Source organism: Mesorhizobium sp. M1004, from assembly GCF_040318795.1.
Taxonomy (GTDB): Bacteria; Pseudomonadota; Alphaproteobacteria; order Rhizobiales; family Rhizobiaceae; genus Mesorhizobium.
In genome coordinates this window covers 40,977-62,607 of record NZ_JAMYNB010000004.1, presented here as the reverse complement: position 1 = coordinate 62,607, position 21,631 = coordinate 40,977, and the positions used below count along the sequence as shown (strand labels likewise).

Annotated in this window: 26 protein-coding genes and 1 pseudogene; 18 read left to right on the top strand and 9 right to left on the bottom strand. The window is 63.3% G+C overall.

Annotated features, from left to right (window positions below; all coding sequences use genetic code 11):
* The first annotated feature begins 66 nt into the window (after positions 1 to 66).
* Both dxs and NKH54_RS09605 read left to right on the top strand, forming a co-directional pair.
* Positions 67 to 1,980, top strand: coding sequence for a 1-deoxy-D-xylulose-5-phosphate synthase (gene dxs / locus NKH54_RS09610; RefSeq protein ID WP_023685414.1), 1,914 nt, complete (start codon positions 67 to 69; stop codon positions 1,978 to 1,980).
* 145 nt (positions 1,981 to 2,125) lie between these two features.
* Complete coding sequence (locus tag NKH54_RS09605; protein ID WP_023668429.1) at positions 2,126 to 2,410, top strand: hypothetical protein; 285 nt, start codon at positions 2,126 to 2,128, stop codon at positions 2,408 to 2,410.
* Here the strand turns inward: NKH54_RS09605 and NKH54_RS09600 are convergent.
* Positions 2,407 to 2,809: pseudogene (locus NKH54_RS09600) on the bottom strand (GFA family protein). The gene NKH54_RS09605 and the pseudogene NKH54_RS09600 overlap by 4 nt on opposite strands.
* Before the next feature lie 146 nt (positions 2,810 to 2,955).
* Here NKH54_RS09600 and NKH54_RS09595 point away from each other — a divergent pair.
* Positions 2,956 to 3,765, top strand: a complete 810-nt coding sequence (locus NKH54_RS09595; protein ID WP_023731318.1) for a TlyA family RNA methyltransferase — start codon at positions 2,956 to 2,958, stop codon at positions 3,763 to 3,765.
* Complete coding sequence (locus tag NKH54_RS09590; protein WP_023668426.1) at positions 3,762 to 4,997, top strand: class I SAM-dependent RNA methyltransferase; 1,236 nt, start codon at positions 3,762 to 3,764, stop codon at positions 4,995 to 4,997. Before NKH54_RS09595 ends, NKH54_RS09590 begins: the two co-directional genes overlap by 4 nt.
* A gap of 66 nt (positions 4,998 to 5,063) precedes the next feature.
* On the opposite strand, the gene NKH54_RS09585 is transcribed toward NKH54_RS09590, so the two are convergent.
* From NKH54_RS09585 to NKH54_RS09565, 5 genes are all read right to left on the bottom strand, one after another.
* Positions 5,064 to 5,453 carry a type II toxin-antitoxin system VapC family toxin gene (locus NKH54_RS09585; protein ID WP_023709873.1) on the bottom strand — a complete coding sequence of 130 codons (390 nt, stop codon included), beginning with the start codon at positions 5,451 to 5,453 and terminating at the stop codon, positions 5,064 to 5,066.
* On the bottom strand, positions 5,440 to 5,715 hold the full coding sequence (locus NKH54_RS09580) for an AbrB/MazE/SpoVT family DNA-binding domain-containing protein (protein WP_084569973.1): 276 nt from the start codon (positions 5,713 to 5,715) through the stop codon (positions 5,440 to 5,442). The genes NKH54_RS09585 and NKH54_RS09580 overlap by 14 nt, the downstream gene beginning before the upstream one ends.
* Positions 5,716 to 5,794: 79 nt before the next feature.
* Positions 5,795 to 7,498 (bottom strand): metalloprotease TldD, encoded by a 1,704-nt coding sequence (gene tldD, locus NKH54_RS09575; RefSeq protein ID WP_245264574.1) that lies wholly within the window; start codon positions 7,496 to 7,498, stop codon positions 5,795 to 5,797.
* A complete protein-coding gene (locus tag NKH54_RS09570; RefSeq protein ID WP_027050054.1) occupies positions 7,495 to 7,692 on the bottom strand; it encodes a hypothetical protein in 198 nt (65 codons plus the stop codon). The genes tldD and NKH54_RS09570 overlap by 4 nt, the downstream gene beginning before the upstream one ends.
* Positions 7,693 to 7,761: 69 nt before the next feature.
* Complete coding sequence (locus tag NKH54_RS09565) at positions 7,762 to 8,346, bottom strand: invasion associated locus B family protein (RefSeq protein ID WP_023668422.1); 585 nt, start codon at positions 8,344 to 8,346, stop codon at positions 7,762 to 7,764.
* Between the two features lie 363 nt (positions 8,347 to 8,709).
* Between NKH54_RS09565 and coxB the strand changes: the two genes are divergently transcribed.
* The 13 genes from coxB to NKH54_RS09500 all read left to right on the top strand — a co-directional run bounded on the left by coxB (position 8,710) and on the right by NKH54_RS09500 (position 18,644).
* Positions 8,710 to 9,606, top strand: coding sequence for a cytochrome c oxidase subunit II (gene coxB, locus NKH54_RS09560; protein ID WP_050485823.1), 897 nt, complete (start codon positions 8,710 to 8,712; stop codon positions 9,604 to 9,606).
* A gap of 38 nt (positions 9,607 to 9,644) precedes the next feature.
* Positions 9,645 to 11,297: a cytochrome c oxidase subunit I gene (gene ctaD / locus NKH54_RS09555; RefSeq protein WP_023668420.1), complete on the top strand. Its 1,653-nt coding sequence runs from the start codon at positions 9,645 to 9,647 to the stop codon at positions 11,295 to 11,297.
* Positions 11,298 to 11,368: 71 nt separating this feature from the next.
* Complete coding sequence (locus NKH54_RS09550) at positions 11,369 to 12,313, top strand: heme o synthase (protein ID WP_023668419.1); 945 nt, start codon at positions 11,369 to 11,371, stop codon at positions 12,311 to 12,313.
* Positions 12,310 to 12,465 carry a cytochrome c oxidase system small membrane protein gene (locus NKH54_RS09545; RefSeq protein ID WP_023668418.1) on the top strand — a complete coding sequence of 52 codons (156 nt, stop codon included), beginning with the start codon at positions 12,310 to 12,312 and terminating at the stop codon, positions 12,463 to 12,465. Before NKH54_RS09550 ends, NKH54_RS09545 begins: the two co-directional genes overlap by 4 nt.
* An 8-nt stretch (positions 12,466 to 12,473) precedes the next feature.
* Positions 12,474 to 13,100, top strand: a complete 627-nt coding sequence (locus NKH54_RS09540; protein WP_023692073.1) for a cytochrome c oxidase assembly protein — start codon at positions 12,474 to 12,476, stop codon at positions 13,098 to 13,100.
* A 1-nt stretch (position 13,101) separates the two neighbouring features.
* The gene (locus NKH54_RS09535; protein WP_023668416.1) at positions 13,102 to 13,983 is read left to right on the top strand and encodes a cytochrome c oxidase subunit 3; all 882 of its coding nucleotides are present in this window, start codon (positions 13,102 to 13,104) and stop codon (positions 13,981 to 13,983) included.
* A 77-nt stretch (positions 13,984 to 14,060) separates the two neighbouring features.
* Positions 14,061 to 14,201: a L,D-transpeptidase family protein gene (locus NKH54_RS09530; protein ID WP_023668415.1), complete on the top strand. Its 141-nt coding sequence runs from the start codon at positions 14,061 to 14,063 to the stop codon at positions 14,199 to 14,201.
* 13 nt (positions 14,202 to 14,214) lie between these two features.
* Positions 14,215 to 14,601: a DUF983 domain-containing protein gene (locus tag NKH54_RS09525; protein WP_023709870.1), complete on the top strand. Its 387-nt coding sequence runs from the start codon at positions 14,215 to 14,217 to the stop codon at positions 14,599 to 14,601.
* Positions 14,598 to 15,353, top strand: a complete 756-nt coding sequence (locus NKH54_RS09520; RefSeq protein ID WP_023709869.1) for an SURF1 family protein — start codon at positions 14,598 to 14,600, stop codon at positions 15,351 to 15,353. The genes NKH54_RS09525 and NKH54_RS09520 overlap by 4 nt, the downstream gene beginning before the upstream one ends.
* 162 nt (positions 15,354 to 15,515) lie before the next feature.
* Complete coding sequence (gene ispH, locus NKH54_RS09515; RefSeq protein WP_023692071.1) at positions 15,516 to 16,526, top strand: 4-hydroxy-3-methylbut-2-enyl diphosphate reductase; 1,011 nt, start codon at positions 15,516 to 15,518, stop codon at positions 16,524 to 16,526.
* 7 nt (positions 16,527 to 16,533) lie between these two features.
* A complete protein-coding gene (locus NKH54_RS09510) occupies positions 16,534 to 17,496 on the top strand; it encodes a homoserine kinase (RefSeq protein ID WP_023824241.1) in 963 nt (320 codons plus the stop codon).
* Entirely contained in the window at positions 17,493 to 18,029 is a 537-nt protein-coding gene (rnhA, locus tag NKH54_RS09505) for a ribonuclease HI (protein WP_023818961.1), read from the top strand. Before NKH54_RS09510 ends, rnhA begins: the two co-directional genes overlap by 4 nt.
* Before the next feature lie 30 nt (positions 18,030 to 18,059).
* Positions 18,060 to 18,644, top strand: a complete 585-nt coding sequence (locus tag NKH54_RS09500) for a histidine phosphatase family protein (RefSeq protein ID WP_023668409.1) — start codon at positions 18,060 to 18,062, stop codon at positions 18,642 to 18,644.
* 72 nt (positions 18,645 to 18,716) lie between these two features.
* Here NKH54_RS09500 and NKH54_RS09495 read toward each other — a convergent pair whose 3' ends face one another.
* From NKH54_RS09495 to NKH54_RS09485, 3 genes are all read right to left on the bottom strand, one after another.
* Positions 18,717 to 19,196, bottom strand: a complete 480-nt coding sequence (locus NKH54_RS09495; RefSeq protein WP_353028103.1) for a DUF2938 domain-containing protein — start codon at positions 19,194 to 19,196, stop codon at positions 18,717 to 18,719.
* Between the two features lie 87 nt (positions 19,197 to 19,283).
* A complete protein-coding gene (locus tag NKH54_RS09490; RefSeq protein ID WP_023698522.1) occupies positions 19,284 to 19,766 on the bottom strand; it encodes a peroxiredoxin in 483 nt (160 codons plus the stop codon).
* A 111-nt stretch (positions 19,767 to 19,877) separates the two neighbouring features.
* The gene (locus tag NKH54_RS09485; protein WP_353028102.1) at positions 19,878 to 20,684 is read right to left on the bottom strand and encodes a protein-disulfide reductase DsbD domain-containing protein; all 807 of its coding nucleotides are present in this window, start codon (positions 20,682 to 20,684) and stop codon (positions 19,878 to 19,880) included.
* Positions 20,685 to 20,899: 215 nt separating this feature from the next.
* On the opposite strand from NKH54_RS09485, the gene NKH54_RS09480 reads away from it, so the two are divergent.
* A complete protein-coding gene (locus NKH54_RS09480; protein WP_023668405.1) occupies positions 20,900 to 21,508 on the top strand; it encodes a YqgE/AlgH family protein in 609 nt (202 codons plus the stop codon).
* The last annotated feature ends 123 nt before the right edge of the window (positions 21,509 to 21,631 follow it).

Sequence of the window (21,631 nt, the reverse complement as noted above, 5' to 3'; positions counted from 1 at the left end):
ATTCCGGCGACGCAGGCATATTTCGCCATGATCGACGCGCATCATAGCTGAGCAGGCCCTTTAACAGTGAACGCAACGCTGCATACGCCGCTTCTCGACAAGGTCCGCATTCCAGCCGACCTGAAGAAGCTTGACGAAAGCGAGCTGCCGCAGCTGGCCTCGGAGCTGCGCGCCGAGCTGATCGATGCCGTCTCGCATACGGGCGGGCATCTCGGCGCCGGCCTCGGTGTCGTCGAACTGACGGTGGCGCTGCACTATGTCTTCAACACGCCGGAAGACCGCGTGATCTGGGATGTCGGCCACCAGGCCTATCCGCACAAGATCCTGACCGGCCGCCGCGACCGCATCCGCACGCTGCGCCAGGAGGGCGGCCTGTCCGGCTTCACCCGTCGCGCCGAGAGCGAATACGACCCGTTCGGCGCCGCGCACTCCTCGACCTCCATTTCCGCCGGCCTCGGCATGGCCATGGCGCGCGACCTCTCCGGCGGCCACAACAATGTCATTGCCGTCATCGGCGACGGCGCCATGTCTGCCGGCATGGCCTATGAAGCCATGAACAATGCCGGCGCGCTCGATGCTCGCCTGATCGTCATTCTCAACGACAACGACATGTCGATCGCGCCGCCGACCGGCGCCATGAGCGCCTATCTGGCGCGGCTTGCCTCTGGCAAGACCTATCTTGGCCTGCGCGACTTCGGCAAGAAACTGACCTCCTATCTCGGCAAGCGTGCCGATCGCGCCATCAAGCGGGCGGTCGAGCATGCGCGCGGCTACGTCACCGGCGGCACGCTGTTCGAGGAGCTTGGCTTCTACCATATCGGCCCGATCGACGGCCACAATCTCGAGCATCTGATCCCGGTGCTGAAGAACGTCCGCGACCATGCCGACGGTCCGGTGCTGATCCATGTCGTGACCCAGAAGGGCAAGGGCTACGCGCCGGCCGAGGCTGCGGCCGACAAATATCATGGCGTGAACAAGTTCGACGTCATCACCGGCGCGCAGACCAAGGCCCCGGCCAATGCGCCGGCCTACACCAAGGTGTTTGCCGAAAGCCTGGTCCAGGAAGCCCGCCTGGACGAACGTATCGTCGCCGTCACCGCCGCCATGCCGAACGGCACCGGCCTCGATTTGTTCGGCGAAGCGTTTCCGACCCGGACCTTCGATGTCGGCATTGCCGAGCAACATGCCGTGACCTTCGCCGCCGGCCTCGCCAGCGAGGGCTACAAGCCCTTCGCCGCCATCTATTCGACCTTCCTGCAGCGCGCCTACGATCAGGTCGTCCATGATGTGGCGATCCAGAAACTGCCGGTGCGTTTCCCGATCGACCGCGCCGGTTTCGTCGGCGCCGACGGCGCCACTCATTGCGGCGCCTTCGACACCACCTTCCTGGCGACGCTGCCGGGCTTCGTGGTGATGGCGGCCGCCGACGAGGCGGAGCTTCGCCACATGGTGCGCACCGCCGCCTATTATGACGAAGGCCCGATCGCCTTCCGCTATCCGCGCGGCAATGGCGTCGGCGTCGACATGCCGGAGCGCGGCTCGGTGCTCGAAATTGGCAAGGGCCGCATCGTCAGGGAAGGCACCAAGGTGGCGCTTCTGTCCTTTGGCACAAGACTGCAGGACTGTCTGCTGGCGGCCGAGGAACTCGGCGCGGCAGGGCTTTCGACGACGGTTGCGGACGCCCGTTTCGCCAAGCCGCTGGACGAGGATTTGATCCGCCGTCTCGCCCGCTCGCACGAAGTGCTGGTGACGGTGGAAGAGGGGGCTGTCGGCGGTTTCGCCAGCCACGTGCTGCAGTTCCTCGCCCATGAAGGCTTGCTGGAAAGCGGTCTGAAAGTTCGGCCGCTGGTGCTGCCGGACGAGTTCACCGACCACGCCAAGCCGGAAAAAATGTATGCCGATGCCGGGCTCGACGCGGCCGGCATCGTGCGCACCGTGTTCGTCGCGCTCGGCCATTCCGCGCGCGCGCAGCGCGCCTGAATCAAACCTCACGCAGCTGAAGCAGTTGCCTGTGCAAGCCTGACACTTTGTTAACGCTTCTCTTTGGCGTTTCGCTTACCGTCTCTTTTGGCCGTTTTTCAACGCCGCCCTGCTAGAACTGCCTCCAGGCAGGGAGTTAAAAACAATGCGAACGCTTCTGTGCGGCGCGGCCCTTTTGGCCGTCATCGCCGCGCCGGCCATGGCCGAGACGCGCTATGACCGCAAGCTCGAACAGGCGGTGGCAGGCATCGTCGCCCGCAAGATGGGCGATATCAGGGGCGCTTTTTCCTACAAGCAGGTGCCGCAGCTTGTCGTCGTGCCGGACGCACCAGTCGTTGCTGTCGAGCGCCCGCGCAAGCAGGCTTCAGATGACGGAAGCGACGGCCTGATGCCGGCCGTTGAACGGCAGGTCTCACGGACGATCTTCTAAAACCACATATCGCGCACGCAGCGCCCATCGCGCGGCAGGTCGTCATAAGTTGTCCAGCCCGTCGAAATGGTCGATCGGCAGGTCGGCGACCGCCTCCGGCGGTGCCAGCCTGACATTGACGGCGATCCGCGTGCGGCCGCTGTCGCTGCGGCGCAAACCGCGCCAGGCAAGCACACAGGCACATGTCGGGCAAAACAGTATTTCCAGCGACGGCGTCTCCTTGCCAGCGCGGGTGTAGGACTGCACAGGCCCCACAAGCCGGATACGCTCGTCGACAAAGTCATAGGCCCAGAGTGTGCCATAGCGGCGGCAAAGCGTGCAATTGCAGGCCGTGATCGGGCCGGGATCGCCTTCCAGGGTCCAGTGGGCGGCGCCGCAATGGCAGGTTCCCGTCAGCATTCGTCTTCCTCCGCATTGCCTGAGCCTCTACATCTTGCCGGACTGGCTGCGCTATTCAACCGGGCGGACTGGCTTGCGGCCCGGGTCTCGACGTCCTCCTATGCCAATGTCCTTGCCTTCGCGGCCGGCTTTCGCCATGAAGGCCGATGAACTCCCCTCTGCCAGCCAGCACACGCCAGCGGCTCGACGAATTGCTCGTCCAGCGCGGCCTGTTTGCGAGCCGCTCGCGCGCCCGCGACGCGGTCGAGCGCGGCACCGTGACGGTCGACGGCGTGGTCGCCCGCAAGCCCGGCCAGACGGTTCTGCCGCACTGTCTCATCGTCATCGACGACCCGGCGCAGGGTTATGTCTCACGCGCGGCGCTGAAGCTGATCGCCGGGCTCGACCATTTCAGTCTCGATCCCGCGGGCAGTGAAGCCCTCGATATCGGCGCCTCGACAGGCGGCTTCACCCAGGTGCTGCTCGAACGCGGCGCGGCCCATGTCACTGCCATCGATGTCGGCCACGGCCAGATGCATCCCGGTGTCTCGTCCGACCCGCGCGTCACCGTGATCGAGGGCCTCAACGCTCGCGAGCTCGCGGCTGCCGATCTCGGCGGCCGTATCCCCGATTTCATCGTCTCCGATGTCAGCTTCATCTCGTTGAAACTGGCGATGCCACCGGCGTTGGCATTGGCACGGGACGGCGCTCGTGCGGTGTTTCTGGTCAAGCCGCAATTCGAGGCCGGCCGCGAGGCGATCGGCAAGGGCGGTCTTTTGAAAGACCCTTATGACGCCGCCCGTGTGGCCGGCTTGCTGCAGGAATGGCTCGAAGGCGTCCCTGGCTGGCGTACATTGGGCTTGCACATGTCGCCGATCGAAGGCGGGGACGGCAACCGCGAATTCCTGCTTGCCGGGATCAAGGATGCCGGGATCAAGGATGCCGGGACCAAGGATGCCGGGACCAAGGACCGATGAGCACGGGCTTCACCATCAAGAGACTGGGTTCGCAGGGCGACGGCGTCGCCGAGACGGAAACCGGCGAGCTGTTCATTCCCTTCACCCTGCCCGGCGAGACCGTCACCGCCGCGCGCGAGAGGGATCGCGCCATGCTGATGGCGGTATTGGAGACGTCGCCGCTGCGTATCGATCCGGCCTGCCGGCATTTCACCGAATGTGGCGGCTGCGCCGTCCAGCATCTGCAAGCCGACGCTTACCAGCAATGGAAACGCGACAAGGTCGTGCACGCTTTGAAAGGCATTGCCGGCGACATCGGCGCCCTGGTGCCGTGTGCGCCACACACACGCCGCCGCGTCGTGCTTGCCGCCAGGCGCGCCGACACAGGCATGCTGCTTGGCTTCCATCGCCATCTTTCGCCGGAAATCATCCCCATCGAGGAATGTCCGATCTCGCTGCCGGAGATCGTTGCCGCGCTCGATCGCTTGAGGTCGGTCGCCGACCTGGTTTGCGCCACCACCAAATCGTTCCGGATGGCGGTCACTGTGACGGGCTCGGGGCTTGACGTCGCTGTCTATGAGTCGGGCAAGCTGGGCGAGAACCAGCGCCGGGTCGCCTCCAACTTCATCATGGCCAATGGCTTTGCCCGGCTTTCGATCGACGACGAGATCGTCATCGAGCCGAAAAAGCCGGTGGTCATGTTCGGCACCGTCGCTGTCGCCATACCGCCTGGCGCCTTCCTGCAGGCAACGCAAGCCGCCGAACAGACGATGGCCGATCTCGTTGGCGGACATCTGAAGCGGGCCAGGAAAGTCGCGGATCTTTTCGCCGGCTGCGGCAGCTTTGCGCTTCGGCTGGCGGCCAAATCCGAAGTCCACGCGGTCGAAGGCGACGCGGCAGCCCTTTCGGCGCTCGACCGCGGATCGCGCTTCGCCACCGGCCTGAAGCGGGTAACCGGCGAACGCCGCGACCTGTTCCGGCGGCCGCTGACGTTCAAGGAGCTGAATGCTTTCGATGGCGTCGTCTTCGACCCGCCGCGCGCCGGCGCCGAGGACCAGTCGAAGCAAATCGCCCGCTCGGATGTGCCGTTCGTCGCCGCCGTCTCCTGCAATCCGGTGACGCTGGCACGCGACCTGCGCATCCTGATTGACGGCGGCTACATCTTGAAGAGCGTCACGCCCATCGACCAGTTCCTGTGGTCGCCGCATGTCGAGGCCGTGGCGCTGCTGGAGAAGCCGAAACGGCGACGTTAATCCGCCGATTTTCACAAGGCCGTGCTTGAGTTTGCCGCCCCCCGCAAGACGTAGCCGGCTGGCAAACTAGCCTTCGCGAACGCTTTCGTACCCGGCCGCTTGTGCGGCCTTGATGAACTTACGGTCGAAGGACACAAATGCTGAGCAGTGCGAGGACTTGCCCAGATGGAGCGCATCGGCGAAATCCATTCCCGTCTCGGCTAGATCGACCGCGGAAGAGACCATCGCAGCATCCTCTATCTCGATAGTGGGAAGCCCGCCGAACACCCGCAGTGCATTGACGATCGAGGCCTGATCATAACCATAGCCGCTGCGCAGCACCCACTCAGCCTCCAGGATCACCGTGACGGCGACGAAAACGGGCTGACCGTCGATCAGCCGCCGGGCTCGCGGGGACTGCTCGGGATCGTCGTTCGTCAGATACCTGACGACAACGTTGGTATCAATCGCGAGCATGGCGCCGCCGTGCTTCAGCAAGGACGGCTGCGTCCATCTCCTCCAAGGTCTTCGGTCTGCCACTGTGCGGCAGGACACCAAAGACATCTTCTGGTCGTGTCGGGACAAAGGCAGGCGCCGGTCTCAAAAGTACACCGTCCGGTGTGTCTTCGACCTGCAGGCGCGTGCCCGCGCCCCAGTCCCTCCGTTTGCGGATAGCGCTGGGCAGGATGACTTGTCCCTTGGTCGAGACGGTCGTTATAAGCTTTTCTATTGCACCCATTGCGGTATTACCCTTGTGTAAGACAAAGGTAAGATATCCCTGTGAGGGGAACTATTCAAGCCCGCCGACGTCTCCTCGCTCAAACCCTGGTGCCGCCGAGGGTCATCTGGTTCATCCTGAGATGCGGCTGGCCGACGCCGACCGGCACGCCTTGTCCGGCCTTGCCGCACATGCCGATGCCGGTGTCGAGTTTCATGTCGTTGCCGATCATCGAAACGCGGTGCATGGCGTCCGGTCCGTTGCCGATCAGCATGGCGCCCTTTATCGGCTGCGTCACCTTGCCGTTCTCGATCATGTAGGCCTCGGTGCAGCCGAACACGAACTTGCCTGACGTGATGTCGACCTGGCCGCCGCCGAAGGATACGGCATAGATGCCGGTCTTGACCGAGGCGATGATCTCGTCCGGCTCCATGTCGCCCGCCGTCATATAGGTGTTGGTCATGCGCGGCATCGGCTGGTGCGCATAGCCTTCGCGCCGGCCGTTTCCCGTGGCTTTCATGCCCATCAGCCGGGCGTTCTGGCGGTCCTGCATGTAGCCGACAAGCTTGCCGTCCTCGATCAGCACATTGCGGGCCGAAGGCGTGCCTTCATCGTCGACGGTCAGCGAACCCCGCCGCTCCGGCATGGTGCCGTCATCGACCACGGTAACGCCCTTGGCCGCCACCTGCTGGCCCAGCAGGCCGGCGAAGGCGGACGTCTTCTTGCGGTTGAAGTCGCCTTCCAGCCCGTGGCCGACAGCCTCATGCAGCATGACGCCCGGCCAGCCGCTGGACAAAACGATGTCGAACGTTCCGGCCGGCGCGGGAATGGCTTCGAGATTGACCAGCGCCTGCCTGAGCGCCTCCCTGGCCGCATGCTTCCAGGCGTCCTCGACCAGGAACTCGCCGAACGCCTTGCGCCCGCCCATGCCATAGGAACCGCTTTCCTGGCGGTCGCCGTCGCCGACGACGACGGAAACGTTGATGCGGACCAGCGGGCGGATGTCGCGCACGATCTGGCCGTCGGCGCGCACGATCTCGACATGCTGCCAGGACGCCGCGAGCGAGGCCGTCACCTGGCGCACGCGCGGGTCCTCGGCACGCAGCCATGCGTCGATCTCCTGCAACAGCTTGGCCTTGACCTCGAAGGAAGGCGAGGGGATCGGGTTCTCCTCGCCATAGAGATGGCGGTTGGTGCGCGCGGGCGCCCCGGCAAGCGTGCCGGAATAGCCGCCCTTGACGGTCGAGACGACGTCGGCGGCGCGCAGCAGCGACGCCTCGGAAAGATCGCTGGAATGGGCGTAGCCGCTGGCCTCGCCGGCCACGGCGCGAAGGCCAAAACCCTGGTCAGTGTTGAAATTGGCGGTCTTCAGCCTGCCATTGTCGAACATCAGCGCTTCGCTCTCGCTGTATTCGAGGAACAGTTCGCCGTCGTCGGCGCCGTTCAGTGTGTCGGCGACGATCCGCTTGATGCGATCGTCTGAAATGTCGAATTGGCCGGTCAGGCTGTTCATGGCAGGTCCGCTCACAAGAGGAATGGTGTTGCCACGATGTAGGCGCGAAGACGCGCCTGCACAATCCGCAATGACGATCCGCAGCAGGTAGGAGCGGGTAACCCCGCCCCTGAACATGACATCCATCTTGAAGTTCGACCCGTCACCCGAAAAGGCCTTCACCCAGCGATATTTCTTGTTCCATTCATCGGCCTGGTCGGCCGTGAAGGGGTCGGTATAGCCCGAGGAGAACTGGATCGACTTGCACTTCTCATGGTTTTCGCAGCCATAGAAGTAGATGACATATTTCATGCCCTGAAGCCGGCCCGAGACCATCGGATCGCCCCGTCGGCCTTGTCCATCTTGGCCGAGCCATAGCCTTTCGCAAGCTCGAAAATGACGGCCGGATCGGGCGCCGTGATGATTTCGGAATCCTCGGCAAAGGCGACGGAAACGGCGCCGGTCAGGATTAGACCGGTCGACAAAAGCAAAGAACAAGCACGCATGATGACCCCCACAGCCAAAGATCAAACCCGTGGGAATTGTGAGGAAAGACGGTTTCGCAAGCATCAAGCTCAGGGCAGGGCGGCAAAACCGTCGGCGAAGCCCTTGAGGTCGACGGGGATGCCGATGCCTTCTTCCGGCGTCTGGAAGACGATGAAGGTGGCCGACGTCCCGGTCTTCAGCGTATCGAGCAGCGGCTTTTCGAGAATGACCTCGGCATAGCAGCCGTCCTGGAAGCAGCGCACGAAATAGGCGCGGCCAATATCCTTGCCGTCGACATTGAGGCCCAGGCCATTGGGCAGCAGAACGCCGAGCGGGGCCAGCACGCGCAGGATCTCGGCCTTGTTGTCGGCGGTGCGCAGGACGACGACGGACAGTCCCATTTCCGGGCGATCCTCGGCAACGACGTTCTGCATCATCACGCATTGTTCCGAGGTGGCGCCGGCCGGCGTGTCGCAGATGATCGACCACGCGCCATGCGTTGACTTGACCGTGCCGCTGGGCTGCGCTGCATTGGCGACGCCGGTTGCGGACGAGCCGATACCGATCAGGGCGGCGAGAAAAACGACCTTCGCCCCGCTTCTCGAAAGCCAAGCGCTTTTCGAATGCCAGGCGCTCTTCGAATGCCAGGCGTTTCTCGAAAGCCAAGAGGTCATGACGGCTCCATTGCGAATCACGGCACTTTAAGCCGCGCCAAGGCCAAGTAAAGGATAGGGCGACCGCCGGTCAGCCCCGGCAGGCGCAATAATGCGCTTTTCCCTAGCAAATTCGCCCGAATTGCGACCGTCGGGCGCATTCCGGACACAAGCCCGCATAGCCTGTCTGTCGACGACCCGCGCGGGCCACGAGGCCGTCGAAACAGCGCGGCAGCACTTGCGCGCAAAAATGCCGCACGGTTTCGCCCGCTCCTTTCTTGCGGAGGGAAATAGAGTATGGTTTGAACCACCCTTGGGACTGTCCGGGATTCCCATCCCGGCATTGTTCGATATTCTTGCGTCGCGATCGCGAGGAACCGGGAGATGAAGAGGGCGATGAGAAAATTCCCAGCAAGCGCCAAATTGATGGCAACGGCAGGCGCCGCCGCCGCATTTTTCGCCGGTGCCTCCGCCCATGCGGCCCAGCCGCAGCCGTGGGAGATGACTTTTCAGCCGCCGGCGACAGACATGATGCGGCAGATCGAGTGGTTCGGGAACTACACGATGTGGTTCGTCGTCCCGATCACTGCTTTGGTTCTGGCGCTTCTCGCCTGGTGCATCTTCAGGTTCCGCGCCAGCAAAAACCCGGTTCCGTCCAAGACCAGCCACAACACGCTGATCGAGATCATCTGGACAGTCGGGCCGGTCGTCGTCCTGCTGTTCATCGCCATTCCCTCGTTCCAGTTGCTGACGGCGCAGTACACGCCGCCGGAAGAGGCCAAGCTGACCGTCAAGGTAACGGGCAATCAGTGGAACTGGGACTATGAGTACCAGACCGAGAACACGCTCTCCTTCAACTCGGCCATCCTGCAGGACGCCGACCGCGCCGCGATCGGCAAGGAAGACCGCAAGGTCTATCCGCGCCTGCTGGCGGTCGACAACGAGCTGGTCGTGCCGGTCAACACCATGACGCGCGTCCTGGTTACCGCAGCCGACGTGATCCATTCCTTTGCCGTTCCGGCCTTCGGCATCAAGATGGACGCGGTTCCCGGCCGCACCAACGAGACGTGGTTCAAGGCGGAAAAGGAAGGCATCTATTACGGCCAGTGCTCGCAGCTCTGCGGCAAGGACCATGCCTTCATGCCGATCGCCGTCCGCGTCGTATCCGATGCGCAGTACAAGACCTGGCTGGCAGCAGCCAAGACCGACCTCCCCGGCGCCAACAAGGCGCTGATGGCCGAGGTCGACGGTACCAACAAGGTAGCGGCCGCCGGCAATTGATGCCGCGGGTTAGCAAGAATTAGGGAACGGAGCCGACCATGGCAGAAGCTGCAGCTCACGACGACCACGACCACAAGCCCTATCATGGCTGGGTCCGGTGGGTGTACTCCACCAACCACAAGGACATCGGCACGCTCTACCTGATCTTCGCGATCTTCGCGGGCATCGTCGGCGGCGCGCTTTCGGTCGTCATCCGCATGGAGCTGCAGGAGCCGGGCATCCAGATCTTCACCGGTCTGGCGCAGATGGTCTATGGCATGAACGGCGATGCCGCCATCGACGGCGGCAAGAGCATGTACAACGCCTTCGGCACCGCGCACGCGCTGATCATGATCTTCTTCATGGTCATGCCGGCGCTGATCGGCGGCTTCGCCAACTGGATGGTGCCGATCATGATCGGCGCGCCTGACATGGCCTTCCCGCGCATGAACAACATCTCGTTCTGGCTGCTGCCGCCGGCCTTCCTGCTGCTCATCGCTTCGGCTTTCATGCCGAGCGCGCCCGGCGCCTATGGCGTTGGCGGCGGCTGGACGCTCTATCCGCCGCTGTCGACCTCCGGCCAGCCCGGGCCGGCCATGGATCTGGCGATCCTGTCGATCCACATTGCCGGCGCGTCCTCGATCCTCGGCGCCATCAACTTCATCACCACCATTTTCAACATGCGCGCGCCGGGCATGACGCTGCACAAAATGCCGCTATTTGCCTGGTCGGTTCTGATCACCGCCTTCCTGCTGCTCTTGTCGCTTCCGGTTCTGGCCGGTGGCATCACCATGCTGCTTACCGACCGCAATTTCGGCACCACCTTCTTCGCCCCGGATGGCGGCGGCGATCCGATCCTGTTCCAGCATCTGTTCTGGTTCTTTGGTCACCCCGAAGTGTACATCCTGATCCTGCCGGGCTTCGGCATCATCAGCCACATCGTCTCGACCTTCTCGAAGAAGCCGGTGTTCGGCTATCTCGGCATGGCCTACGCCATGGTCGCGATCGGCGCCGTCGGCTTCATCGTCTGGGCGCACCACATGTACACGACCGGCCTGTCGCTCGACACGCAGCGCTACTTCGTCTTCGCCACCATGGTCATCGCCGTACCGACAGGCGTGAAGATCTTCTCCTGGATCGCGACGATGTGGGGCGGCTCGATCTCGTTCAAGACGCCGATGCTGTGGGCGCTGGGCTTCATCTTCCTGTTCACGGTCGGCGGCGTCACCGGCGTCCAACTCGCCAACGCCGGCCTCGACCGCTCGCTGCATGACACCTATTTCGTCATTGCCCACTTCCACTATGTGCTGTCGCTGGGTGCGGTCTTCGCCATCTTCGCCGGCTGGTACTACTGGTTCCCCAAGATGACCGGCTACATGTACTCGCCGGTGATCGCCAACACCCACTTCTGGGTCACCTTCGTCGGCGTCAATTTGATCTTCTTCCCGCAGCATTTCCTCGGCCTGGCCGGCATGCCGCGCCGCACCATCGACTATCCCGACGCGTTCGCCGGCTGGAACATGGTGTCGTCCTACGGCTCCTATATATCGGCCGTCGGCGTGGTGATCTTCCTCTATGGCGTGTTCGAGGCCTTCCAGAAGAAGCGCGTCGCCGGCGCCAACCCGTGGGGCGAGGGTGCAACGACGCTCGAATGGCAGCTGCCTTCGCCGCCGCCTTTCCACCAGTGGGAACAGCTGCCGAAGATCAAGTAAGGCAGCCCGAATACGAAACCGCCGGCCCGCCGGCGGTTTTCGGCCAACGGAATGATTGGACTTATGTACGCATGGCCCTTGTCGACGACCCAATGATTGACGAAGCGGGCTTTCGCATGTCGGAAGCCACGTCGGGCGATTTCTTCGCCCTGCTGAAGCCGCGCGTCATGTCGCTGGTGGTGTTCACGGCCTTTGTCGGCATGGTCGCTGCGCCCGTGACCATCAACCCGCTGCTGGCGGTGATCGCCATCCTGGCCATTGCCATCGGCGCCGGCGCCTCGGGTGCGCTCAACATGTGGTACGACGCCGACATCGATGCGGTGATGAGCCGGACCGCCGGCCGCCCGGTACCGTCCGGCCGCATCCTGCCCGGCGAAGCCCTGAGCTTCGGCCTTGTGCTTTCGGTGCTGTCGGTGATGACGCTGGGCGTGCTGGTCAACTGGCTGTCGGCGGCGCTGCTTGCCTTCACCATCTTCTTCTACGCCGTCGTCTACACGATGTGGCTGAAGCGCTCGACGCCGCAGAACATCGTCATCGGCGGCGCCGCCGGCGCCATCCCGCCGGTCATCGGCTGGGCCGCGGTGACCGGAACGGTGAGCCTGGAAAGCCTCGTCCTGTTCCTGATCATCTTCCTGTGGACGCCGCCGCACTTCTGGGCGCTGGCGCTGTTCAAGTCCGACGACTACGCCAAGGCCGGCATCCCGATGATGCCGAACGTTGCCGGCCAGGCCTCGACCCGCCGCCAGATCTTTGCCTACGCCCTGATCCTGGCGCCGATCGGCGTGCTGCCCTGGGTGCTCGGTTTCACTACCGCCTTCTATGGCGTCGCATCAGTGGCTCTCGGCGCCGGCTTCGTCTGGTATGCCTGGAAAGTGCTGTGCATGACCGATAGCGACCGCGTCATGAAGCCGGCCAAGGCTCTGTTCGCCTATTCGCTGCTCTACCTCTTCGCCATCTTCGCCATCTATCTTGCCGACTGTGTCGTCGGTCGCGCTTTGGCCATCGGTGGAGCATGACCATGATCGACAAGAAGCTTGAACTGGTCACGCTGACCGAAAGCCAGAAGAAGGCGCGGCGCAACCGTTCGGCGGCGATCGGCGTCGCGCTGGCGATTCTGGTCGTCATCTTCTACGTCGCGACCATCGTGAAATTCGGCCATACCGGATGAGGCCGATGATGACCCGCCAGACCGTGACCGATCCCAGGAAGAAGAACACCAACCGCGTCGTCGCCGCCGTCTGCGTCGCCTTTTTCGGCGGCATGATCGGGATGGCCTACGCCGCGGTGCCGCTCTACAAGATGTTCTGCCAGGCCACCGGCTATGGCGGCACGACGCAGCGCGCCGAAAAGCAATATGCCGGCCGCATCCTCGACCGCGACATCACCGTGCGCTTCGACGCCAACACCAACGGCATTCCCTGGCAGTTCCAGCCGGTCGCCCGCTCGGTCACCATCAAGATCGGCGAGACCACGCAGGCGCATTACAGCGCCACCAACAAGTTCGACCGCGCCGTTACCGGCCGCGCCACCTTCAACGTGCAGCCGGAACTGGCGGGCCCCTACTTCAACAAGGTCGAGTGTTTCTGCTTCACCGACACGACGCTGAAGCCCGGCGAGACGCTGGACATGCCGGTCGTGTTCTATGTGGATCCCGATATCGTCAACGTGCCGGAACTGAAGGACTTGAAGACGATCACCCTGTCCTACACCATGTTCCCGGTCCAAAAGAACAAGCCGGTGGCGTCATCGACGCCGGACAGCAGCAGCAAAGTTTCAGATACCGAAGCAAATCTCGGGGGTTGATATGGCAGACGCGCACGCAAAACCACAACACGACTACCATCTCGTCAACCCGAGCCCGTGGCCCTTCCTGGGGTCGATCGGCGCGCTGGTGACTGCAGTCGGCGGCGTCGCCCTGATGCAGTATCTCAAGAACGGCGATTTTCCAATTTTCGGCCACAACATCGCCAATCCATGGCTGTTCTTCATCGGCCTCGTCATCGTCCTCTACACGATGTTTGCCTGGTGGTCGGACACCATCAAGGAAGCGCATGAGGGCCACCATACGCGCGTCGTGTCGCTGCATCTGCGCTACGGCATGATCATGTTCATCGCTTCGGAAGTGATGTTCTTCGTTGCCTGGTTCTGGGCCTATTTCGATGCCAGCCTGTTTCCGAGCGAAGTGCAGAATTACGCCCGCACCGCTTTCACTGGCGGCGTCTGGCCGCCGAAGGGTCTCGAAGTCCTCGATCCGTTCCATCTGCCGCTCTACAACACCATCATCCTGCTTCTGTCGGGCACCACGGTGACATGGGCGCACCATTCGCTCATCCATGGCGACCGCAAGGGCCTGATCAACGGCCTGGTGCTGACCGTCGGCCTCGGCATGCTGTTCACCATGGTGCAGGCCTACGAGTACATGCACGCTCCGTTCGGCTTCAAGGATTCCATCTACGGCGCCACCTTCTTCATGGCGACCGGCTTCCATGGCTTCCACGTCATCATCGGCACCATCTTCCTGCTGGTCTGCCTGATCCGCGCCTGGAAAGGCGACTTCACGCCCAAGCAGCATTTCGGCTTCGAGGCGGCTGCCTGGTACTGGCACTTCGTCGACGTGGTCTGGCTGTTCCTGTTCGCATCGATCTACGTCTGGGGATCGGTCGGCGCGGTGATCGAAGGCCACTGACGGCTTTCACCGAACCGACAAATCAGAAGGGCGGTCGCGGCAACGCGGTCGCCTTTCTTCTTTTCGGCGCCCCATCAATGGCCAACGGATTCGGCTGGTCGGGCTGGCTGCTTCAATTGGTCGACTGGACCGATGGCTGCATTGGGGTTACCGACTGCGACATGGACGAAATCTGGACTATGGTGCCGGATGGAACGCTGATCGAAATCGAGCCGTAAAGCATGACTATCCATGAGTGAAGATAGGGCGATCTGGCCACCCATTGAGCCGATCTCGGCCGGCCTGCACGGATGCTGCCCGCGCTGCGGCGAAGGACGGCTGTTTTCCGGCTTCCTCACCGTCGGCAAGCGCTGCAACAATTGCGGCCTCGACTATTCCTACGCCGATGCCGGCGACGGCCCGGCGGTGTTCGTTATCCTGATCATCGGCTTCATCGTCGTGGGGCTGGCGCTGTGGGTGGAGGTGACGCTGAGCCCGCCGCTCTGGCTGCATTTCATCATCTGGATACCGCTGGCCGTGGGACTGTGCCTGACGGCGCTGAGGTTGATCAAGGGGGTGCTGCTGACGCTTCAATACGCCAACAAGGCGGCCGAAGGCCGCCTGGACCAGGGGCAATGAGCGAGGCGCTGACCAAGCCCGCCGGCCGCTCGCGGCCGAAGACGGCATTGCTGCTCGGCCTCGGCCTGGTGGTGTTCGTCATCCTGCTCGGGCTTGGCACATGGCAGGTGCAGCGCCTGTACTGGAAGGAAGCCCTTCTGCAGACCATCGACCAGCGCACCCATTCAGCGCCGCAGCCGCTGGCGGACGTCGAGAAGGAATTCGCCGCAACCGGTGATGTCGACTACACGCCGGTCACCGTCAGCGGGACGTTCCTGCACTCCGGCGAGCGGCATTTCTACGCCACCTGGGACGGCGACGCCGGCTTCAACGTCTACACCCCGCTGGCCCTCGACGATGGCCGCTATATCCTGATCAACCGCGGCTTCGTTCCCTATGATCTCAAGGATGCCGCCAAGCGGCCGCAAGGGCAGGTGACCGGCAAGGTCACGGTCACCGGCCTGGCGCGCAACCCGCTGCCGGGCAAGCCGTCGATGATGCTGCCCGACAATGACGTGGCCAAGAACATCTTCTACTGGAAGGATCGTGATGTCATGGCGGCGAGTGCCGGCCTGCCGGCCGGCGCCGTGCTGGTGCCGATCTTCATCGACGCCGACAAGACGCCGAACCCGGGCGGGCTGCCGGTCGGCGGCGTCACCATCATCGACCTGCCGAACTCTCATCTGCAATATGCCTTCACCTGGTATGGCCTGGCGGCGGCTCTTGCCGCGGTTCTGATCATCAGGCTGCGCCGCCCGGCAAAGACTGAATGATCCAGAGCATCATCCCGAAAAGTGGGAACCGGTTTCGGACAAGATCATGCTCCAACAAAGAGTTAGATCAGGTTGACCATTCAACCTGATCTCAACTGCCCTTGACAGGGCAGGGGTGCACACCTCATTTCGCGTCACGATACGATCAACCGATCTGGAATCATGCTGCAGACCGCCACAAAACCACCGCTGACGATCCGGCTCTGCCAGCCGCGCGGCTTTTGCGCCGGTGTCGACCGCGCGATCCAGATCGTCGTGCTGGCGTTGAAGAAATACGGCGCGCCGGTCTATGTCCGCCACGAGATCGTGCACAACCGCTATGTCGTCGAAGGCCTGCAAAGCCTTGGCGCGGTTTTCATCGAGGAACTCTCGGAAATCCCGGCCGAGCACCGCAAGTCGCCGGTTGTCTTCTCGGCCCACGGCGTGCCGAAATCGGTGCCGGCCGACGCCAAGGCACGCGAGCTCTTCTATCTCGACGCCACCTGCCCGCTGGTGTCCAAGGTGCACAAGCAGGCGATGCGCCATCAGCGGCTCGGCCGCCATGTGCTTCTGATCGGCCATGCCGGCCATCCCGAAGTGATCGGCACCATGGGCCAACTGGCTGAAGGCGCCGTCACGCTGATCGAGACCGAAGCCGACGCTGGGACCTTTGCCCCCGCCGACCCGGAAGCGCTCGGCTTCGTAAGCCAGACAACGTTGTCGGTCGAAGACACTGCCGGCATATTGCGGGTGCTGCAGGAGCGCTTCCCGCAACTGCATGCACCGGCCGCCGAATCGATCTGCTACGCCACCACCAACCGCCAGGAAGCGGTCAAGGAAACCGCCGCCGGCGCCGATCTCTATCTGATCGTCGGTGCGCCCAATTCCTCCAATTCGCGCCGTCTTGTCGAAGTGGCGGAGCGCGCCGGCGCCACCATGTCGCTTCTCGTACAGCGCGCCGCCGAAATTCCGTGGAATGACATCACAAATATATCGACGCTCGGCCTGTCTGCCGGCGCGTCGGCGCCGGAGATCATCGTCGACGAGATCATCGACGCCTTCCGCCAGCGCTTCGAGGTGAACATCGACCTGGCGATCACGGCCACCGAAACGGAGGATTTTCCAGTCATGCGGGTTCTGCGCGATGTCGAACTGACGCGGGCCGACATGGCCTTCGTCAACGGAGCCGCGTGAACAGCCCATGGCGGTCTACACCGACGTCAATGAGGGCGAACTCGGCGCGTTCCTGAGGGCATATCCAGTCGGCGAACTCTTGTCCTACAAGGGTATCGCCGAAGGCACGGAGAATTCGAATTTCCTGCTGCACACCTCAAGCGGCTCTTACATACTGACGCTCTACGAGAAGCGCGTCGACAAGGCCGACCTGCCGTTCTTCCTCGGCCTGATGGGCCATCTCGCCCGCAAAGGCATTTCCTGTCCGCTGCCGGTGACCGCGCATGACGGCACCGTCATCGGCACGCTGGCCGGCCGTCCCGCGGTCATCATCACCTTCCTCGAAGGCCTGTCGCTGCGGCGGCCGACAGCGGCGCATTGCGCGGAGGTCGGCAAGGCGCTCGCCGCCCTGCATCTCGCCGGCCAGGATTTTGCGATGACGCGTGACAACGCGCTCGCCATCGAGGGCTGGCGCAAACTCTGGAATGCCTCGCGCGACCGAGCCGACGAGGTCGAGCCGGGACTGGCGGCCGAGGTCGACGCGGATTTCGCGGATTTCGAACGCCATTGGCCGCAGGGCCTGCCGGCAGGCATCATCCATGCCGATCTGTTTCCCGACAATGTCTTCTTCCTCGGCGAGAAACTGTCCGGCCTCATCGACTTCTATTTCGCCTGCCACGACCTCTACGCCTATGACGTCGCCACCTGTCTCAACGCCTGGTGTTTCGAGAAGGATTTCTCCTTCAACCTGACCAAAGGCACGGCGCTGCTGGCCGGCTATCAGAGCGTGCGGCCTTTGAGCGATGGCGAGAAAGCAGCGCTGCCGATGCTTTCTCGCGGCTCGGCGCTGCGCTTTATGCTGACCCGGCTCTATGACTGGCTGACCGTTCCCGACGGCGGGCTGGTCATGAAGCGCGATCCGACCGAATATATCCGCCGCATGCGCTTCCACCGCGCGATCAAGTCGCCTTCTGAATACGGACTGACATGACCAAGCAGGTTGAAATCTTCACCGACGGCGCCTGCTCGGGCAATCCCGGTCCCGGCGGCTGGGGCGCCATCCTGCGCTTCAACGGCAAGACCAGGGAATTGTCGGGCGGCGAGGCCGAGACGACCAATAACCGTATGGAGCTGCTGGCCGCCATCTCGGCGCTGAATGCGCTGAAGGAGCCGTGCGCCGTCGAGCTTCACACCGACAGCAAATATGTCATGGACGGTATCTCCAAATGGATCCACGGCTGGAAGAAAAACGGCTGGAAGACCGCCGACAAGAAGCCGGTCAAGAACGGTGAACTGTGGCAGGCGCTGGATGAGGCCAATGGGCGCCACAAGGTGACCTGGAACTGGGTCAAGGGCCATGCCGGCCACACCGAGAACGAACGCGCCGACGAACTCGCAAGGGAAGGTATGGCGCCGTTCAAGAGGGGCTCAGCCAAACCTGCGGCGCCGAAAGTGGCGCTGAAGCCGGCGGCATCCGAGAAGCAGCCGGCGCCACGGGCACGGCGCTCGACCCAAAGCTATTGAGCTCAAGCTATCGGCAAGGGGATCTCACTCATGCCGATCGTATACTACATCACCCATCCCCAGGTTCAGATCGATGCCAACGTTCCCGTGCCGCACTGGGGGCTGTCCGAGATCGGACGAGCGCGAGCATCAGCCATGCTCGATCAGCCATGGGTCGGATCGATCCGCCGTGTCGTCTCGTCGGCCGAGCGCAAGGCGATCGAAACCGCCGAGATCCTTGGCAAACACCTCGGCCTCGCGGTCGAGGTGAAGGAGCGCATGCATGAGAACGATCGGTCGGCAACCGGCTTCCTGCCGCCGCCGGAGTTCGAGGCGGTCGCCGACCAGTTCTTCGCCAATCCGCACAAAAGCATTCGCGGCTGGGAACGGGCCATCGACGCCCAGCAACGCATTGTCAGCGAGGTCGAAACGGTGCTGGGTGCTGCCGACGGCGGCGACATTGCCTTCGTCGGCCATGGCGGCGTCGGAACATTGCTGCTGCTCTCGCTCAGCGGCCGCGCAATCAGCCGCGCGGCGGACCAGCCGGCCGGCGGTGGTAATTACTTCGCCTATGATGTCGGCACGCGCCGCGTCGTCCACGGATGGCGGCCGATAGACAGTCTGGCGCCGCGCTAAAGCGGATGTCAGGAGATCATCGATACCGTAGCCGCGATGAAGCCGCGCGCGACCAACAGATAGAACCCGTCCTCAGCGGATCAGCAGGGCCGTGCCGTAGAGGCCGAGCGCGAACACCGTGTGCGAGATCACGTTGAAGGCGCGGATCTGCATCGCGTTGGGGCGCTTTGAGGCAGCCCAGCCGCCGCCCATGCCGGGCGCCAGCAGGAACCAGCCGGCGCCGATGGTGACCATGCCGAGGATGAAGGCCGGCAGGAAGGTCGGCGCGTCCAGCCATGCCGTGCCCACCAGCGCCACCAGGATGAAGCCGTAGACGATGCCGGTGACATAGTGGAAAGCCCAGCCCAGCGCCTGCTCATGCGCATAGGATGCGGCTTGGGCGATATCGTCGTGGAAAACCTTGCCTTCCCTAAGGTGCCAGACCCAGCGGCCGGGCGGCCCCCAGTTCGGCCGCGGCTGGCTGAGCGCCAGATGCAGGAACAGCGCCCAAAGATCCATCAGCACCGTGGCGCCGATGCCGATCGCAACGCTGCGCCAGATGATGTCAAACATCGTCGATGTCCCCCAAAGCAGGCAATCCGGCTGGAAGCGCGTCGTCGTCAGGCCATGGCGCTCATGAGCCGACGCGGCCGCCGCGGTTTAGAGCTGGCTCAGAATGTGAGCGGCACCCGATGTGTCGACTCCTGGCTTGGTCTCGACATTGAGCGCCGTGACCTTGCCGTTGTCGACGATCATCGAGAAGCGCTTCGAGCGCAATCCCATGCCGCCGCTGGAATAGTCGGAGTCGAGGCCGATCGACCTGGCGAAGTCGCCATTGCCGTCGGCGAGATAGAGGATCTTGCCTTGACCGCCGGTGAAATTGGCCCAGGCGCCCATGACATGGACATCGTTGACGGACACGACGGCGATGGTGTCGACGCCGCGGGCCAGGATGGCATCGTGGTTCTCGAGATAGCCCGGCAGATGATTGTTGCTGCAGGTCGGCGTGAAGGCGCCTGGAACGCCGAACAGCACGACCTTCTTGCCCGCGAAAATCTCGGCCGAGGTGATCACCTTGGCGCCGTCGGCGGTCATTTCCTTGAAGGTCGCATCGGGCAGTTTGTCGCCAACGGCAATCGTCATGATGGTCCTCGTGTGAAAAGCAGGGAAGGTTTCTTGCGATAGCGAAATCGGGCATCTCCCGCAACCGCCGACAAGGCCTGGATCAAGGGAAAGCCCGGATCGGGTTCGGTATCAGGGGAACGGCAGAACGCCCTCGACCGCGCCTTTGGCACTTGTCAGGGTGTAATACAACCCGCCATCGGTCGGTGTCGTCGACGGCCGGTCGAGGATCGGAATGGTAAACACAAGCCGGCCGTCGTTCTCGTTGCGCGCAGGCGCCCCGAACATATAGTCGCGTCCCCCGGCGACGAATAAATCCGCCGCCTCCGGATCGCCGGGAAAAGTCGCCTCGACGATCAGCGTCTCATGGTCGCCCGGCAGCACCCTGATCCCGAAATCGGGCTTGGCAGGCGCGGGCAAGGTGGCGAGTGCAGCCTTCACCAGCGCCGCATCTTCGGCATTGTCGGGATCGGCGGCGGGATCGACGCTCAGCCGCGTCTGCACCGGAATACAGATCGTCTCGCAGATGCCAAGAAAGATGTCGGCATCGATGACGGCCGCATCCCCAGGCGACGACAAAGTGAATGTCACCGGCAGCGAGACCGGATGGTTGTAGCCGGCCCATTTGCCGTAGCCGTCGTCATGGCGCTGCGGCGGCGGGAAGGAAAACGCCGCATCGGTGATGTTGGTGCTGGCCGAAACGTCGATCTGCGGCGGCACGCCGGCGTCGCCCGGATCGCGCCAATAAGTTTTCCAGCCGGGCTTGAGCGCGATGTCGAGCACGCCCTGTATGCGACCGGCCTCGTCGGCCTTGCCTGATGTCACCAGCCGCACCTTACCGCCTTCGCTGTTGTACCAGTCGGAAGAGGACGCGGCGGCGGGAATAGCTGCTCCGCATCCAATGGCGGCGCCGAGCAGCAGGATTTTCAATCTTTGCATGGCGTTGATTTGATCGTCAGTTCATGGCCGCGCAATGTTTTCATGGCGCTCTGCGTATCATATTTGCGTGACCTTCGGGCAAGGAACAGTTGGCTTCAAGCAATCGGCCGAGTGAAGTTCGCAGTCAAGATTCCGTTGTTCCAACCGTTGGGCTTTGGCCGAATCGCACGCGGCGCATCTTTTCGGCGTCCCGGAAACGCGTTACGCTCCAGTCCATGGACTTGTTGCGCCACAAAAAGACAGCCGGTGGACGCGGCTTTCTTGACGACCAGTTCCTGATTGCCATGCCCGGCATGAAGGACGATCGCTTCACGCGCTCGGTCATCTACATCTGCGCGCACAGCGATGAAGGCGCCATGGGCCTGATCATCAACCAGACGCAACAGATGCTGTTTCCCGATCTTCTGGTGCAGCTCGGCATCATGAACGAGCAGGAGGCGATCAGGCTGCCGGCGCAGGCTCGCGACTTCGTCGTGCGCAATGGCGGCCCCGTCGACCGTAGCCGCGGCTTCGTCCTGCACTCGGGCGACTACCGGGTGGAATCCTCGCTCACCGTCTCCGACGATATCTGCCTGACCGCGACGGTCGACATATTGCGCGCCATCTCGTCCGGCCGCGGCCCGCGGCGCGCATTAATGGCGCTCGGCTATTCCGGCTGGGGCGCCGGCCAGCTGGAAACCGAGATCGCCGAGAATGGCTGGCTGACCTGTCCGGCCACGCCGGAGCTGCTGTTCGACGCCGACATCGAGCGGAAGTACGACCGCATCCTGGCATCGATCGGGATTGATCTGGCGCATCTGAGCCTGGCCGCGGGGCACGCCTGAGGCCTCGCATTCGCCGACGTTCCGCCGAACCTTCGCGACTAGCCGAAGCCGCCCGCCACTTTCGTCATCCTAGGGTCTGCGCCGCGTCGCTGCGCTCCTTGCTTCGCCCTAGGATGACGAAGG